This window comes from Nocardia sp. CA-119907 (assembly GCF_050955995.1).
In the GTDB taxonomy this organism is placed as follows: Bacteria; Actinomycetota; Actinomycetes; order Mycobacteriales; family Mycobacteriaceae; genus Nocardia.
Map to the genome: position 1 here is coordinate 7,261,193 of NZ_CP192091.1, position 15,208 is coordinate 7,276,400.

Consider the following 15,208-nt stretch of genomic DNA (forward strand, 5'->3'; position numbering starts at 1 on the left):
GCCGAGGTGCGGGAGGCGATCAACGATCTGATTCTCACTCACCGAAGGAGAGGTCATGAACGACAGAGCCGAGAACGGCATGGCGGTCCGGCGCGAAGTGCTCGGCGACGCTCACGTCGATCGCGCCGTCGCCAGGACCACCGAATTCAGCAGGCCGTTCCAGGATTACATCACCGAGGCGGTGTGGGGTTCGATCTGGACCCGCGAGGGCCTGGACCGACGCACCCGCAGCTGCGTTACCCTTGCGGTGCTCACCGCCCTCGGGCGGCACGAGGAGATCGCGATGCATGTCCGCGCCGCGATCACCAACGGTCTCACCGCCGCCGAGATCGCCGAGGTACTGCTGCACACCGGCGCCTACGCGGGCGTGCCGGCCGCCAATGCCGCATTCGCGATCGCGCAGCAGGTGCTCGCCGAACTCGGGGACGACACCGCGCTGTAGCACCCTGTCGAGGAGGACGACGATGACGACCGGCGGTACCGATGACGACGGCCGGCGCGGCACCCATTACGTCCAATCGCTCGAACGCGGCCTCGCAGTCATCAAGGCATTCGATGCCGACAACCCGCATCTGACGCTCTCCGATGTCGCGCGCCGGACCGGACTCACCCGCGCCGCCGCGCGCCGATTCCTGTTGACCCTCAGCGATCTCGGCTATGTCCGCACCGACGGCAAACGCTTCTCGCTCACCGCCAAGGTGCTCGAACTCGGCTACTCCTATCTGTCCAGCATGACCCTGCCCGAGGTGGCGCAGCCGCACCTCGAACAACTCTGCGCCGACGTCCACGAATCCAGCTCGGTATCGATGCTCGACGGTTCCGATATCGTCTACGTCGCCCGGGTCGCAGCGTCCAGGATCATGACCGTCAGCATCAATATCGGCACGCGCTTCCCCGCTTACGCCACCTCCATGGGCCATGTGCTGCTGGCCGGACTTCCCGCGGCCGAACTCGATGCTTATCTGGCACAGACTCCGCTGGCCCGGCTGACCGCCAACACCGTCACCGACCCGAACATCCTGCGCACCACCGTGGAAAAGGTTCGCGCACAGGGCTATTCCATCGTCGACCAGGAGTTGGAGGAAGGCCTGCGTTCGGTCGCGGCCCCCATACGCGACCGCACCGGGGTGATCGCCGCGATCAACATTTCGACGCACGCCTCCCGCCACAGCATCGAATCCATACGGGCCGACCTGATTCCGCGCCTCCAGACCGCCGCCCACCGCATCGAACAGGACCTGACCTCCGCCGAACCGATCGCACGCCTGGGCTGACCGCACGCCGTTAACCGCGGCACCGAACCACTCGATCGCGGCCCGCTTCACGGCGGGAGGGCAGGGCGCGGGCGAGTGGATCAGATGGGTGAGGCTGGATACGTCATAGCGGCACCGAATTCGCACCACACGCCGGCGACCGCCGATGACACGTCCGGGCGGAGCGGGGGTATTCGCTCCGTGCGCTATTCCGGCCACCAAGGCGATGCTTCGCTGCGCGTCCGCTGAGCAAGCTTCGGTGGTGATCCACCTCACTGGCTGATGCTGTCAGGAATTCGGGGGCTGTCTCGTTCAGGCAGCACGCGAACCAGACAGGAGCGAACCATGAAGCACCGCATCGTCGTCCTAGGGGCCGGATACGCCGGAGCCTTCTCCGCCGGATACCTGGCCCGCCAACTCCACTCCGACGACTTCGAGATCACCGTCGTCAACGCCGAACCCGATTTCGTCGAGCGGCTGCGCCTGCATCAGCTCGCCGCCGGGCATGATCTCCGCCCCCGGCCGCTGGCGGAGGTGTTCGCGGGCACCGGCATCCGGCTGCGAGTGGCGCGGATAACCAACATCGACGCCGAGCGCCGGACGGTCACCGTCGCCGACGGTGAAGGCATCGACCGGCTCGAATACGACACCCTCCTCTACGCGCTCGGCAGCACCGCCGCCGACCACGGCGTTCCGGGCGTCGACGAGCACGCCTACCACGTGGCCGCGCGGCCGGCCGCGCTGCGCCTGCGCGCACGCCTCGATGAGCTGGGCGAGGACGGGACGGTGCTGGTAATCGGCGGCAACCTGACCGCGATCGAGGCCGCCACCGAGATCGCCGAGTCCCGTCCAGGACTTCGGGTCGGCCTCGCCACCAGCGGCGAGCTGGGCGGCTGGCTGGGTACGAAGGCCCGCCGTCACCTGCTGCGTGCCTTCGACCGGTTCGGTATCACGGTCCACGAGCACACCACCATCGAGCGTGTCGAGGAGGCGACGGCGGTTGCCGCCGACGGCACCACTTTCGCATCCGAGGCGACCGTGTGGGCCGCCGGCTTCGCCGTCCACCCGATTGCCGCCGCCAGCGGCCTCGAGGTGGTACCCAACGGCCAGATCACGGTCGACCGTCAGATGCGGTCGGTCTCGCACCCGGATGTCTACGCTGCCGGTGACAGCGCCTTCGTCATCGGCGATAACACTCGGCCGATGCCGATGTCCTGCGCTTCCGCGGGATACACCGGCATGCAGGCGACGACCGCGATCGTGGGGGACCTGACCGGGCGCAAGATCAAGGCGACCGCACTGACATATTTCGGCAACCACATCAGCCTCGGCCGCAAGGACGGGATCTTCCAGCTGGTCGACGGTGACGCTCGCGCGAAGTCCGGGGCCCTGTGCGGCCGGTCGGCGGCGCGAGTCAAGTCGGCAATCGTGGCCACCAGCGGCTGGGCCATCAGCCACCCGACCTTCGGAAGGCCGAGTCACCGGTACCGCTTGGCCACCACCCGAGAGCACTCGCTCGACGTGGTCGGCGCATAGGGTCGTGCTCATGGACACTGCCACCGTGGCGCGTTTCGAGGCCAGCCGAAATCGGCTGGCCTCGCTCGCCTACCGCCTGCTCGGCTCGGCCGCCGACGCCGAGGACACGGTGCAGGACGCGTTCCTGCGGTGGCAGGCCGCCGACCGGGAGTACGTCGAGGTGCCCGAGGCATGGCTGACCAAAATCGTCACCAACCTGGCGCTCGACCGGCTCCGTTCGGCGAAGGTGCGGCGCGAACGCGCGGTCGGCGCCTGGATGCCCGAACCGCTCCTCGACGGCGACCCGATGCTGGGCCCGGCCGACACCGTCGAGCAGCGCGAATCGGTGACCCTGGCGGTGCTGGCGCTCATGGAGCGTCTGTCGCCGGTCGAACGGGCCGTTTACGTGCTGCGCGAGGCCTTTGCCTACAACCACGCCGAGATAGCCGAGATCCTCGGCATCACCGAGTCCGGGAGTCAGCAACACGCCCACCGAGCCCGGCGGCGAATCGCCGCCGCTGGCAACGGCACTGACATCGACCATGCCTCCGCGCGTCGAATCGTCGAGGCGTTCGTCGCTGCGGCCTCCTCGGGCCGGACCGAACGTCTGGTTGCGCTGCTGACCGACGACGCGACCGGCATCTCCGACAGCGCCGGGCTGGGGCTCGCCGAGAAGCTGATCCAGTACTCGACCCCGGAGCGGATCGCCAGCGCGGTGCGGATCGGCTTCAAACCGTCTCCGGCCAAGCGCAGACTCGCCGGCGGCTCGCCCACGATCCACGCCGTCGTGGTCAACCGCTGCCCGGCCATGCTCGCCACGCTCGACGACCGGGTCGTGGGCGTCGTGATCCTGGAGATCCGTGACAACAAGATCGCAGGCGTGTGCGGCATCGCCGCCCCGGACCGACTCGGTCGCCTCACCGAGGAATGGCAGCGGCAAAAGCACGATGTCCCGCTGATCGAATCGTGGTAACCGGCCGTCCGACACTCGATCTCACGTTCGTCCGTCGATTCCCTTCGAACCATTCGGCGAGCACCGCGGCATCTCGTGGCCGGACTTCGGACGACCTGCACATGACCAGCCGACGCCACGTGAGCACCCCACTGGGCCCGGAATCCTGACGCTGCCCGGAAGTGCAGAGTAGGGCGGCGGCTGGGGTCTGGCCCGCGTTGCAACAGCGTCGGCTTACCTTCGTTCGGTCTCGATCCACATTACGAGCGTCGGGTGCCGCCGCTTCAGACCCGGCGAATCATCTTCGTGCCCGCTTTCGGCGAGAGTTCCGGCGGCATGGTGACTCTTCGGGCAGGTCAGGGACTCGAACGCAGACGGTGTGCCGACAGACGGCCACCGCATACGACACCGGGCGGGACGCGCGAACATTCGTCGCGGTGCCGTGGTGCGTGCCGAAGTGGCCGTAGCCAGATCGCGCCCGCGCGTGTTACCGTCGATCCACAACATTCAACCGAATGGTTGAATATAGCTCTCAACACGCGAAACAGGAGAAAACGATGACCAGCAAAAGCTTCAGCACGACGATTTCGGTGGACCGGACACCGGAGGAGGTCTTCAATGCTGTGACCGATGTCCGCGGCTGGTGGTCGCGGGCGATCGAAGGCGGTACCGAACGGTTCGGCGACGAGTTCATCTTCAGCGTCCCCGGCGTCCACCGCAGCGAGATGCGGTTGGTCGAGGTCGTGCCCAATAGGAAGGTCGTCTGGCTCGCCGTAGACAACCGCCTCGAATTCGTCGAGGACAAGACCGAATGGAACGGCACCGAGATCCACTTCGACATCTCCGAAAAGGACGGCAAGACCGAACTCCGCTTCACCCATATCGGTCTGGTCCCGGAATTCGAATGCTTCGACGCCTGCTCGACCGGCTGGAGCTTCTACATCAATGAAAGCCTGCGCGACCTGATCACCACCGGTACCGGGCAGCCGAGCGAGTTCCCCGATGAGGTGGCCTTGCGTCAGGCGCAATAGGCCGTTCTCGACGGATGCGAGCGGATCAGTGTCCGGCAGGTTCGAGCGCCGCGCGGGCGGCGGCGCGGGCGGATTCCGGGTCGGAGGTCGCCAGCACCGCAGCGGCGGCACGGCGGCAGTCGTCGAGGGTGACCGCGGATAGCGCGGCGCCGATCGCGGCGACGGCGGCACCGGCCGCGGACAGCGAGCGAATGCCGAATCCGGCCAGCACGCAAGCCAATAGCGGATCGGCGGCGGCCTCACCGCAGACGCCCACCGGCTTACCCGCGCCCGCGCCGGCGGCGGCGGTGCGCGCGACTGCACGCCCGCCCGCCAATATCATCGCCGACTCGGTCACCGATGCCGGAGTCCAAGTGACACTGGCACTGGTCGGCGGCGAACCCGTCGACGCCGGATCGGCGCTCATGATCATGACTCTCGGCGCCGCCAATGGCACCGACGTCGTCGTCACCAGCGATGACCCCCAGGCACTCGAACTCGTGGCAAAACTCGTCGCCACCGATCTCGACGCCTGATCGAAGGCGAGTTCAAGGACCGCACAACGAGGATGCCCGCGCTCCGGAGAGCGCGGGCATCTCGGCGATCAGCGATGCTCATGCCGATCAGCCGACATCGCGGCGCAGCCACGTGACCTCCGCACCGGATTCGGTTCCGTAGCGGTAGATTTCGAGATCTTCGTCCCAGGCGGTGCCGAGGGCGCGGTCGAGTTCGGTAGCCAGGTCATAGCCGGTGTAGTTGCCGAGTTCGCGGTTGGTTTGCAGCATGGCGCGCAGGCGCATTTCGCCGATGGTCACATCGCCGTTGGCCGAGGTGGAACCGTGCCAGAGGCCGAGCGTGGGGACGAAGCTGTAGCGTTCGCCGTCCACACCGTCACTGGGGTCCTCCGTGACCTCGAAGCGCAGCACATTCCAGGACCGCAAGGATTGGGCAATTCGCGATGCGGTGCCCACCGGGCCGATCCAGTCGGTGGTCGCACGGAGCTGGCCGTCGGCGGGCTGGGCAGTCCAGCGCAGTTTCGCGGGCGAGCCCAGTGCCGAGGTGAGTGCCCATTCGATATGCGGGCACAGCGCGGCTGGCGATGAGTGGATATAGACCACACCCGCCGTCGCGTCCGCGAACTGACCCGATGCGCGCACGACTGACACCTCCAGCTTCGACGAGGAACGTCTTCCCCAACGACCCGTCGAACCTGGCGTTGCCTGAGTGTACTGGAGTGTCCCGAGTTACACGTGTTACTTCGGAGGCGTGTCCGATCTGTTACTTCGGAACAGAGTTCCGAGCGAGGTTCACCTCGGCGATCACCGCATCGGAAAAGACGGGCCAAGCCTCCCGTGCCCAGTCGCCGAAATTCTCGTCGCTCAAAGCGATACTCGCCACCCCTAATTCGGGATCGATCCACAGAAATGTTCCGGACTGCCCGAAATGGCCATAGGTACCTGCGGAATTCGCCCCGCCGGTCCAATGCGGGGATTTCCCGTCGCGAATCTCGAATCCCAGCCCCCAGTCGTTGGGTCGCTGCGATCCGTAACCGGGCAGCACACCGTTGAGCCCGGGAAACTGGACCGAGGTGGCCGCGGCGTGCATCGGCACCGAAATCAGCTGGGGATTCAGCAGTTCCGCGGCGAAGCGGACCAGATCCGCCGCCGTGGACCGGCCCGCATGCCCGGCCGAGCCGGTCAGCACCGAGGCTTTCATTCCGAGTGGCTCGAATACCGCCTCCTGCAGGTATTCCGGGAAGGCGATACCCGTCTGCTCCGCGACGAAAGCCGCGAGCACTTCGAAACCCGCACTGGAGTAGATCCGTCGCGTGCCGGGGGCGGCGAGGATATCGGTGGTATCGAAGGCGATGCCGGAGGTGTGCGCCAGCAGATGCCGGACGGTAGCTCCCGGTGGGCCCGCGGGCTGATCGAGTTCGATCGCCCCCTCCTCCACCGCGACCAGCACCGCGTAGGCGACCAGCGGCTTGGTCACCGAGGCGAGCGGGAAAACCCGCTCCACATCGCCCGCCATCCGCGCGCCATCCCGGGTGACGACACCCGCCGCCGCATGCCGAACCGGCCAATCCCTGATCTGCTCGAGTGCACGCACGAATCGAGCCTACGAGACGCCGGGACCGGGCGGCCCCGCACCTTCCTCGCACGAAATTCGGTACCGCCGGTACCATCAACTGATCATGAGCACACAGCCCACCGTCCACGGCGAGGTGGCGGCCGGATTCGGCCCCGTCGCCGACGCCTTCCGCCGCAACTTCACCCAGCACGGTGAAATCGGCGCCGCCGTGGCCGTTTACGCGGGCGAGCGCCCCGTGGTGGATCTGTGGGCGGGCCATCGCGACCGACACGCGACGCTGCCGTGGGAGCGCGACACGATCGTTCCGGTCTTCTCCTCGACCAAGGGTATGGCCGCCTTCGTGGTCGCCCGGGCGGTATCGAAGGGGCTGCTGGACTACGCAGAGCCGGTCGCGAAGTACTGGCCGGAGTTCGCCGCGCAGGACAAGGGCGCGGTCACGGTGCGTCAGCTGATCGATCATCAGGCCGGATTGTCGGGGCTCGACAGCGTGGTGCGACTGCCGCAGATCGCCGATCTCGATGGTCTGGCAACGATTCTCGCCGCCCAGCGGCCCGCCTGGCGGCCGGGGACGCGACACGGCTATCACGCGATCACCCTCGGCCTGTACCAGGGCGAGTTGGTGCGGCGCGTGGATCCCGAACACCGCACGCTCGGGCGGGTTTTCGCCGAGGAGATCGCCGCGCCGCTCGATCTGGATTTCTTCATCGGACTGCCCGCCGAGCAGAGCATGGACCGGATCGCCACCCTGTCCGCCACCGAGGGCATGGACATCCTGCGCTACGAGCGCGATATTCCGGTGCGGATCGGTGCCGAGATCTTCGCCAAACGCGGCTTTTCCCATGCGGCGTTGACCAACCCGCGCATCGGCGCGCCGGTGCGCGCGAGCCGGCGCGAACTCCTCGAACTCGAGATGCCGGGTTCCAATGGTGTCGGCAATGCCCGGTCACTGGCCAAGGTGTACGGCGCGGCGGCCGGTCGAACCGGCGCGCTCCCGATCGACGACAGCGTGCTCGATCAACTCGCCGCCCCGGCCGCCGACGATGTACCCGCCGATGACCTGGTGCTGCACACCAAATCCCGCTACCACCTCGGCTTCCGCAAGTCCCGCGGCTCGTTCCGCTTCGGCTCCGACCAGCATGCCTACGGCACCACCGGCCTCGGCGGCTCCTTCGGATTCGCCGATCCGACAACCGGATTCGGCTTCGGCTATGCGATGAACCGCCTGGGCCTCGCCGTCCTCGACGACGTCCGCAGCCGCAACCTGCGCGAGGCGCTACTGCGCTGCACCGCCTGACGCCGTGCTGGCGGTCAGGCTGCCGACCCCCGGGCGTTTCTCGAGGATCTGCCTCATTCTCGACGGTGAGCACTTTGGTGGCATGCGACCCTGCCGTGCGGTGGAGTGAGCGTCGCCGAGCAGCTTTGTCCGTTGTCCAACCGGCGGTCGAGCTCCGCTCCCCGTGCGGGGAGCGGAGTGGGTGTCACAGTCGGCGGCCGTTGACTACCAGTGTCACGTCGATGTTGTCGCGCGTGGCGTTGGAGTAGGGGCAGACCTGGTGGGCTGCGGTCACCAGGTCGACGGCCTGGTCGCCGGCGACCGACGGCAGCGAGATCTGTAGCTCGACACCGAGTTGGAAGCGGCCACCGTCGATCGGGATCAGCGAGACCGACGAGTCGATCTCCGCATCATCGGCCCGGAGCTTGCTGCGCTGTCCGATCAAAGCGAGCGTCGTTCCGAAGCATGCGGCGTATCCGATCGCGAAGAGTTGCTCAGGGTTGGCGCCCGCACCGTCCCCGCCCAGTTCCTTGGGTTGGCGCAGGTCCAGATCCAGCTGTCCGTCGGTCGTGCTTGCGTGGCCGTTCCTGCCTCCAGCCACGTGCGCCTGCGCTCGATACAGCACCTTCATCATCCTGAACTCCCTTCGTCGCTACTGCCAAATGAACTTCGCACTTCAAAAATAAGAAGTCAATAGCTGAGCTAATGCACCCGGCCCGAACCGCTCGCCCAGATGCTCCTGGAAGCTTGCTCGTTCAAAATCGGGAAGCGCGAAGTTTAGAGTGATGAAGTGGACCAGCGAAGCTACAACCAGTACTGCGCGACCGCGCGCACCCTCGACCTCGTGGGCGAGCGCTGGACGCTGCTGTTGATCCGCGAGCTGCTGACCGGCCCCAAACGGTTCGGCGACCTGCAGGCCAGCCTGCGCGGCCTCGGCACCGGCCTACTCGCAGCCCGCCTGAAGCACCTGGAACACGAAGGACTCGCTCACAAGATCACACTCCCGCCGCCCGCCCGTACGCCCGCCTACGCCCTCACCCGAGCAGGCGAGGAACTCGGCCCAGCGATCCTCGCGCTCGCCCGGTGGGGTCTGAAGTGGGCAATGGGCGAACCCCGTGCGACCGAGACATTCCACCCGGGCTGGGCGGTGCTCGGCCTACGGGCCTGCTTCGACCCCGACGCCGCCACCGGATTGCACGCCGTCTACGAGTTCCATATCGACGACGAGGTCTTCCACGCCCGCATCCACGACAGAACAATCGAGGCACTACACGGACCCGCCCAGCACCCCGACGCGACCATCACCATCAGCAAGGCCGCATTCCTCCGCCTGACCGGCCAAGGCCTCACCTTCGCCGATGCGATCGAGATCGGCGACGCGTCAGCATCCGGAGACAGCACTGCTCTGCGTAGGCTGACGGGCCTGTTCCGGCTGCCACCCCCACACGACCGGAAGACCGACCAGACCTCGCCCTGATCAACTTCGGAAGACCAGACCCCGCTCCGGCCAACGCAACCCGGCCAACCGCGTCCTCGAAACTTGCGGACACCGCCGTCAGAGCCATCGAGTAGATGCTGGGCGTTGGTGGCGTAGCGGCTGGCGGCGGTTCGGCCGAGCCCACCCGCAGCGCGGCGTAGCCGGACCCGGCAGCGCCCACCGACAACTGCGGCGCGTACCGGGCGGGCAAGGGGGCATTGACATTTCCGCTCGGCAAGCCGGTTCCGTACGAGCCGATCACGCGGGTCGCGACCGGGCTCGCCGAGCGGTGACCCGGCGGTTTACCAGTCGGCCTCGGTGTACTTGATGATGCCGCGAATGTTCTTGCCGTCCAGCATGTCCTGGTAGCCCTGGTTGATCTGCTCCAGGGAGTACTGGCGGGTCACCATATCGTCGAGGTTCAGCTGACCCGACTTGTACAGCGAAAGCAGGTGCGGCGCGTCCTGGCGGGCATTGCCGCCGCCGAAGATGCAGCCCTTGACGGTCTTCTGCAGCATGGACAGCAGGAAGCTGTTCAGCTTGACGTCGCTCTCGTCCATGCGTCCCATGGAGGTGACGACCAGGGTGCCCGCCTTCGCGGTGAGGATCAGCCCCTCCTCGATGTACTCGCCGTGCATTTCACCCATGGTGAGGATGACCTTCTGCGCCATCCGGCCCTCGGTGGCCTCCATCAGCGGCATGATCGCGGCGGCCATGCTCTCGTAGGTGTGCGTCGCGCCGAACTTCTGCGCCTGCTCGCGCTTCCACGGGTTCGGGTCGATGGCGACCACCTTGGACGCGCCGGAGAGCACCGCGCCCTGCAGCGCGCTCATGCCGACACCGCCGATGCCCGCGATCACCACGGTCTCGCCCGGCTTGACCTCGGCGACGTGGGTGGAGGAGCCGAAGCCGGTGGGGACACCGCAGCCGACGAGGCAGGCGACCTCGAAGGGAATGCTCGGGTCGATCTTGACGACCGAGGTGTGGTGCACCGTCATATACGGCGCGAAGGTGCCCAGCAGGCACATCGGGATGACGTTCTCGCCACGCGCCTGGATACGGTAGGTGCCGTCGCTGATGGCCTGGCCCATCAGCAGTCCGGCGCCCAGGTCGCACAGTGCCATATTGCCGCTCACACACGCCGGACAGCGTCCGCACGCGGGGATGAACGACAGGATCACGTGGTCGCCGACCTGCAGATCGGCGGGGCAGTTCGGCCCGAGCTTGGTGATCACGCCCGCGCCCTCGTGGCCGCCCATGACGGGGAAGGCCGGCATCGGTGTCGCACCGGTCACGATGTGGTGATCCGAGTGGCACATACCGGCGGTTTCCATCCGGATCTGCACCTCACCGGATACCGGATCGCCGACCTCGATCTCCTCCACCGACCATTCCTGGTCGATCCCCCACAGGATCGCGCCTTTCGTCTTCATTCCTGTCGACCTCTCGCATGCACGGGCTTCTATGTGACTGCACCCACAGTACGAGAAAACTGTAACGCGTTCTAGTACCGGATCGAAAATTCGCCGACACGAATCGGCAAGACTGCCGAACGAGTTTCAGTTCTATCGACCCTACCGCTGCTCGGTTCCGATATTGCCCGACTTCAGCCCCGCACGTCGTGCACATGGTGGATTACGTCGTGCACGAAGTAGGACGCCAGGGATTCGACGGTGAAGACCGAGCCGTCGCTGCGCCGCACCCGGTTGCCGAGGTCGGCGGCGGGCACCGATTCGAAGGCGCGCGCGACCGCATCGGCCGCATCGATCAGTTCGGTGGCAACCCTGCTCGGATCCTGCTGGTCGTATCGATCGGCGATGGCCGTCAGATCCTGATCCCAGTTCGAGAACACCGGGATGCGGTCGGCGGTCTCGATGGCGTCGAGCCCCTTCGCGTCGAACGCGGGAACCTGCGGATCCACCGCTTCGGTGCGCGCCGCAATGGCCGCGCGGTAGGTGAAGATGCGGCAGACGTCGCGGACATGGGCGGCGTATTCGAGCGCCGACCAGGTCGAGTCGTCCGGGCGCGCGGCGGCGTCGGGCCGCTCGAGGGTTGCCGACAGGCGGCCCGTGTATTCGCGGGCCAGCCCCGGCACGGCCGCATAGGTGATGGCCGCCGGGTCGAATCCACATTCGGGACAGGGCCGTTCGAGGACCCAGGTCCAGTTCTTCACGTCGGGAACGATAGGCATGCGGCAACCCTAGGCTGGCTGGATATTTTCAGCGACAGAAATCCAGCCAGTCATCGACAAGATTCCGACAGGTGACCGCGGCGAACCGGTCCGCTCATTCCATCAGGCGATGCGCCCGCTCGAACAGTTCCAGCGTGATGGCATGCAGAAAGTCACCGACCTGCCTGGGCGCCTTCCCCGCGAATGCGCGAGCATGCGTGCCCTCCAATACGATTCCCAACTTGAAGCAGGCCAGCACCGTGTACCAGGTGGCATTGCTCAGGTCGCGGTCGGAGAACTTGCCGTAGTGCGCGATCATCTCCTCCGGTGTCGGCAGACCGCCGACGGCGCCGAGCTTGCCGACCAGCGCCGCGCCGGTGGTGCCGGGCTCCGGACGGGTGGCGATCTGCCAGCCGAGGTCGAGGAGCGGATCGCCGATGGTCGACATCTCCCAGTCGACCATCGCGGCCACTTCCGGACCGTCATAGGAGAACATCATGTTGGCCAGGTGACAGTCGCCGTGCAGGATGCCGGGGCTCCATTGCGCGGGGCGATTGCGATCCAGCCAGTCCCCGACCTGCTGTACGCCCGGAATCTCCGGACCCGGATAACCCGTATTGGCCGAATACGATTCGAGTTCGCCGAGCCAGCGCGGCACCTGACGCTCCAGGAAGCCGTCGGGTTTGCCGTAATCCTGTAGGCCGAGGGACTGATAGTCGAGTGCGCCGAGACGGGCGATGGCCTCCACCGCGGACAGGCCCATCTGCCGCCGGATCTCCGGATCGCCCGCATGCAGTCGCGGCAATTCGTTCTGCGGGTTGAATCCGGTAATGGGCTCCATCAGGTAGAAGACCGCGCCGAGCACCGATTCGTCCGGGCAGGCCGCGATCACCTTCGGGGCGCGCACGCCGGTTCCATCGAGGGCGCCGAGCAGTCTGGCCTCGCGGCGGATCACGTCATTGCTCTTGGCCCGCAGATGCTTCGGGCCGCGGCGCAGCACATAGTCCCGACCGCCGCGGGCGAAGCGCAGCATGATGTTCTGCGTGCCGCCGCCGAGTGCGGTCACATTCTCGAATGCGCCACCGGGCAGCCCCTGCTCCTCCATCCAGGTACCGACGACGGCGAAGTCGACGACGTCTCGATCCACATCCACCGGTTGCGCAATAGACATGCCCCACATTCTGCACCACACCGCCCGCCGAACTGACGGCAGATGACAACAGTTTGCCTCGACCGGCGCGGCGTAGGGTTCTGAGCACGATGCGCACGCTCTTGATCGACAATTACGACTCGTTCACCTACAACCTGTATCAGCTGATCAGTGAGGTGAACGGGGAAGAGCCCACGGTCGTGCGCAATGACGAGGTCGGCGATATCGGACAGCTGCGGCTGGAGCGCTTCGACAATGTCGTCATCTCCCCCGGTCCGGGCCGCCCGGACGTCACCCGCGATATCGGCATCTCGGCAGCGGTGATCCGGGAGACCGAACTGCCCTTGCTCGGCGTCTGTCTCGGACATCAGGCGCTGGTCGTCGCGGAGGGCGGCATCGTGACCACCGCGCCCGCCGCGCGGCACGGATATCTCGATCGCATCGAGCACGACGGCAATGACCTGTTCGCCGGGCTCCCCGAGGGTTTCACCGCGGTGCGCTACCACTCGCTGGCCGCCGAACGACCACTGCCGGACAGTCTCGAGATCACCGCCGTCGCGGCCGACGGAGTGATCATGGGGGTGCGGCATCGGAGCAAACCGCAGTGGGGGGTGCAGTTCCATCCCGAATCGATAGCCAGCGAATACGGTGCGGCATTGCTCGGCAATTTCGCGAAACTCACTGCGGGCCAGCGCATTCGGTCGAGCATTATCGCGCCGTTCGAAGATGCCGAACCATTGACGGGCGGTAGACACGAATACCGGGAATCGCGGCGGTCCTGGCAACTGCGGCATTCGGTGATCGAGCGGGCGATCGATACCGAGGCCGCGTTCGTTCGGCTCTATGACAACTCCCCCACCGCATTCTGGCTCGACAGCGAGCACATCGAACCGGGTCTGGATCGGTTCTCCTTTCTCGGTGATGCGAGCGGGCCGCTGGCCGAGGTGATTCGCTATCGGGTCGGCGAGAATGTGGTGACGGTCGAATCCTCGGACGGCAATCGGCGGACCGTGCCCGGCGGGATTCTCGACTATCTGGCCGGACAGCTACATCTGCGGCACACCGAATTACCCGATCTCCCTTTCGATTTCGCGTGCGGATATGTCGGGTATCTGGGTTATGAGGTGAAGGCCGATTGCGGAGCGAATGCCGCGCATCGCGCCGCGACGCCGGACGCGCAGTGGATCTTCGCCGACCGGATCGTGGTGGTCGACCATGTCGCCGGGCGGACCCATCTGCTCGCGCTCACCGATCCGGCGCCGGAAGCCCTTCGGGCGGGCGCGGATTGGTTGCGCGATACCCGCGAGATCCTGGAATCCCTGCCGACGTGGGTGAATCCGCCAACGCTCGAGGTGTTCTCCGATATCACCGCCGTCGCACCGCTTTTCACCCGTGGGCGGGAGCGGTATCTCGCCGATATCGCCATCTGTCAGGAGCGGCTGCACGCGGGCGAATCCTACGAAATCTGCATTACCGACAGCGCGTCCATGGTGGCGGCCGAAGCCGATGGCCTCGATTTCTACCGCACCCTGCGTCGCTGCAATCCAGCGCCGTACGCGGCATATCTGCGCTTCGACGATCTCGAGATCGCCTGCTCCTCACCGGAACGCTTTCTCAAGGTCGACCGGGCCCGGACCGTGGAGAGCAAGCCGATCAAGGGCACCGCGCCGCGCGGGCGCACCCCCGCCGAGGACGAGCGGCTGCGCCGCGAACTGGCCGATAGCCCCAAGACCAGGGCCGAGAACCTGATGATCGTCGATTTGCTGCGCAATGACCTCGGCCGGGTCTGCCAGATCGGCAGTGTGCACGTCCCGAAATTGATGGCCACCGAGACGTATACGACCATGCACCAATTGGTTTCCACCGTGCGCGGCACGCTGCGTCCGAATGTCGACGTCATCGATTGTCTGCGTGCGTGTTTTCCCGGCGGTTCGATGACCGGGGCGCCGAAGTTGCGGACCATGGAGATCATCGACGAACTGGAAACCGAAGCGCGCGGAATCTATTCGGGCACCATCGGCTTCCTCGGGCTGGCGGGCACCGCCGACCTCAATATCGTCATCCGCACCGCCGTCCGCCACGACGGACGCTGGCGCATCGGCGCTGGCGGCGCCATCGTCCTGGATTCGGATCCCGAGGACGAATACCACGAAACCCTCCTCAAAGCCGCCGCCACCTATCGCGCCGCCACCCGGTGAGCACCCGCGCGCCCGCAGTGCGACGGGCAGTCTCCGACGGGACAGTCGGCGCCGAATCAGGCACAGGCCGCGCCTGCGCCGTTGGTGGATCCGGATGCCGTGACGGCGTTGTCGGTGGG

General features: G+C 66.5%; 16 protein-coding genes. 9 read left to right on the forward strand and 7 right to left on the reverse strand.

Translation table 11 applies throughout. From position 1 onward, the window contains the following. Positions 1-55: 55 nt before the first annotated feature. From pcaC to ACQP2D_RS32505, 5 genes are all read left to right on the forward strand, one after another. Positions 56-442, forward strand: a complete 387-nt coding sequence (gene pcaC / locus ACQP2D_RS32485; protein ID WP_433679723.1) for a 4-carboxymuconolactone decarboxylase — start codon at positions 56-58, stop codon at positions 440-442. 22 nt (positions 443-464) lie between these two features. Further along, entirely contained in the window at positions 465-1,274 is an 810-nt protein-coding gene (locus ACQP2D_RS32490) for an IclR family transcriptional regulator (protein WP_433679724.1), read from the forward strand. Positions 1,275-1,598: 324 nt separating this feature from the next. Then, positions 1,599-2,789, forward strand: coding sequence for an NAD(P)/FAD-dependent oxidoreductase (locus ACQP2D_RS32495; protein WP_433679725.1), 1,191 nt, complete (start codon positions 1,599-1,601; stop codon positions 2,787-2,789). Positions 2,790-2,799: 10 nt separating this feature from the next. Then, positions 2,800-3,741, forward strand: coding sequence for a sigma-70 family RNA polymerase sigma factor (locus ACQP2D_RS32500; RefSeq protein WP_433679726.1), 942 nt, complete (start codon positions 2,800-2,802; stop codon positions 3,739-3,741). Between the two features lie 536 nt (positions 3,742-4,277). Continuing rightward, entirely contained in the window at positions 4,278-4,751 is a 474-nt protein-coding gene (locus tag ACQP2D_RS32505) for an SRPBCC family protein (protein ID WP_433679727.1), read from the forward strand. 25 nt (positions 4,752-4,776) lie between these two features. On the opposite strand, the gene ACQP2D_RS32510 is transcribed toward ACQP2D_RS32505, so the two are convergent. Beyond that, positions 4,777-5,088, reverse strand: a complete 312-nt coding sequence (locus ACQP2D_RS32510) for a putative PEP-binding protein (RefSeq protein ID WP_433679728.1) — start codon at positions 5,086-5,088, stop codon at positions 4,777-4,779. Here ACQP2D_RS32510 and ACQP2D_RS32515 point away from each other — a divergent pair. Next, on the forward strand, positions 5,039-5,266 hold the full coding sequence (locus ACQP2D_RS32515) for an HPr family phosphocarrier protein (protein ID WP_433679729.1): 228 nt from the start codon (positions 5,039-5,041) through the stop codon (positions 5,264-5,266). The two genes, ACQP2D_RS32510 and ACQP2D_RS32515, sit on opposite strands and share 50 nt — an antisense overlap. 87 nt (positions 5,267-5,353) lie before the next feature. Here the strand turns inward: ACQP2D_RS32515 and ACQP2D_RS32520 are convergent, their stop codons facing one another. Then, positions 5,354-5,887: a DUF3145 domain-containing protein gene (locus ACQP2D_RS32520; RefSeq protein ID WP_433679730.1), complete on the reverse strand. Its 534-nt coding sequence runs from the start codon at positions 5,885-5,887 to the stop codon at positions 5,354-5,356. 121 nt (positions 5,888-6,008) lie between these two features. Beyond that, complete coding sequence (locus ACQP2D_RS32525; protein ID WP_433679731.1) at positions 6,009-6,839, reverse strand: serine hydrolase domain-containing protein; 831 nt, start codon at positions 6,837-6,839, stop codon at positions 6,009-6,011. A gap of 85 nt (positions 6,840-6,924) precedes the next feature. On the opposite strand from ACQP2D_RS32525, the gene ACQP2D_RS32530 reads away from it, so the two are divergent. Further along, the gene (locus tag ACQP2D_RS32530) at positions 6,925-8,115 is read left to right on the forward strand and encodes a serine hydrolase domain-containing protein (RefSeq protein ID WP_433679732.1); all 1,191 of its coding nucleotides are present in this window, start codon (positions 6,925-6,927) and stop codon (positions 8,113-8,115) included. 184 nt (positions 8,116-8,299) lie between these two features. Here ACQP2D_RS32530 and ACQP2D_RS32535 read toward each other — a convergent pair whose 3' ends face one another. Further along, positions 8,300-8,725: an organic hydroperoxide resistance protein gene (locus ACQP2D_RS32535; protein WP_433685832.1), complete on the reverse strand. Its 426-nt coding sequence runs from the start codon at positions 8,723-8,725 to the stop codon at positions 8,300-8,302. 159 nt (positions 8,726-8,884) lie between these two features. Between ACQP2D_RS32535 and ACQP2D_RS32540 the strand changes: the two genes are divergently transcribed. Continuing rightward, on the forward strand, positions 8,885-9,571 hold the full coding sequence (locus ACQP2D_RS32540; RefSeq protein WP_433679733.1) for a winged helix-turn-helix transcriptional regulator: 687 nt from the start codon (positions 8,885-8,887) through the stop codon (positions 9,569-9,571). Between the two features lie 302 nt (positions 9,572-9,873). Here ACQP2D_RS32540 and ACQP2D_RS32545 read toward each other — a convergent pair whose 3' ends face one another. The 3 genes from ACQP2D_RS32545 to ACQP2D_RS32555 form a co-directional block, all read right to left on the reverse strand. After that, positions 9,874-11,004 (reverse strand): NDMA-dependent alcohol dehydrogenase, encoded by a 1,131-nt coding sequence (locus ACQP2D_RS32545; protein ID WP_433679734.1) that lies wholly within the window; start codon positions 11,002-11,004, stop codon positions 9,874-9,876. 173 nt (positions 11,005-11,177) lie between these two features. Beyond that, a complete protein-coding gene (locus ACQP2D_RS32550; protein WP_433679735.1) occupies positions 11,178-11,762 on the reverse strand; it encodes a DinB family protein in 585 nt (194 codons plus the stop codon). A gap of 94 nt (positions 11,763-11,856) precedes the next feature. Then, complete coding sequence (locus ACQP2D_RS32555) at positions 11,857-12,912, reverse strand: phosphotransferase family protein (RefSeq protein WP_433679736.1); 1,056 nt, start codon at positions 12,910-12,912, stop codon at positions 11,857-11,859. 89 nt (positions 12,913-13,001) lie between these two features. On the opposite strand from ACQP2D_RS32555, the gene pabB reads away from it, so the two are divergent. Next, positions 13,002-15,089 carry an aminodeoxychorismate synthase component I gene (gene pabB, locus ACQP2D_RS32560; protein WP_433679737.1) on the forward strand — a complete coding sequence of 696 codons (2,088 nt, stop codon included), beginning with the start codon at positions 13,002-13,004 and terminating at the stop codon, positions 15,087-15,089. Positions 15,090-15,208: the final 119 nt, after the last annotated feature.

Excerpts from the sequence above, each read along its gene's own strand:
- ACQP2D_RS32555 (WP_433679736.1), bottom strand. The coding sequence starts at position 12,912 with ATGTCTATTGCGCAACCGGTGGATGTGGATCGAGACGTCGTCGACTTC.
- pcaC (WP_433679723.1), top strand. The coding sequence starts at position 56 with ATGAACGACAGAGCCGAGAACGGCATGGCGGTCCGGCGCGAAGTGCTC.
- ACQP2D_RS32505 (WP_433679727.1), top strand. The coding sequence starts at position 4,278 with ATGACCAGCAAAAGCTTCAGCACGACGATTTCGGTGGACCGGACACCG.
- ACQP2D_RS32500 (WP_433679726.1), top strand. The coding sequence starts at position 2,800 with ATGGACACTGCCACCGTGGCGCGTTTCGAGGCCAGCCGAAATCGGCTG.
- ACQP2D_RS32530 (WP_433679732.1), top strand. The coding sequence starts at position 6,925 with ATGAGCACACAGCCCACCGTCCACGGCGAGGTGGCGGCCGGATTCGGC.
- ACQP2D_RS32535 (WP_433685832.1), bottom strand. The coding sequence starts at position 8,725 with ATGAAGGTGCTGTATCGAGCGCAGGCGCACGTGGCTGGAGGCAGGAAC.
- ACQP2D_RS32545 (WP_433679734.1), bottom strand. The coding sequence starts at position 11,004 with ATGAAGACGAAAGGCGCGATCCTGTGGGGGATCGACCAGGAATGGTCG.
- ACQP2D_RS32490 (WP_433679724.1), top strand. The coding sequence starts at position 465 with ATGACGACCGGCGGTACCGATGACGACGGCCGGCGCGGCACCCATTAC.
- ACQP2D_RS32495 (WP_433679725.1), top strand. The coding sequence starts at position 1,599 with ATGAAGCACCGCATCGTCGTCCTAGGGGCCGGATACGCCGGAGCCTTC.
- pabB (WP_433679737.1), top strand. The coding sequence starts at position 13,002 with ATGCGCACGCTCTTGATCGACAATTACGACTCGTTCACCTACAACCTG.
- ACQP2D_RS32550 (WP_433679735.1), bottom strand. The coding sequence starts at position 11,762 with ATGCCTATCGTTCCCGACGTGAAGAACTGGACCTGGGTCCTCGAACGG.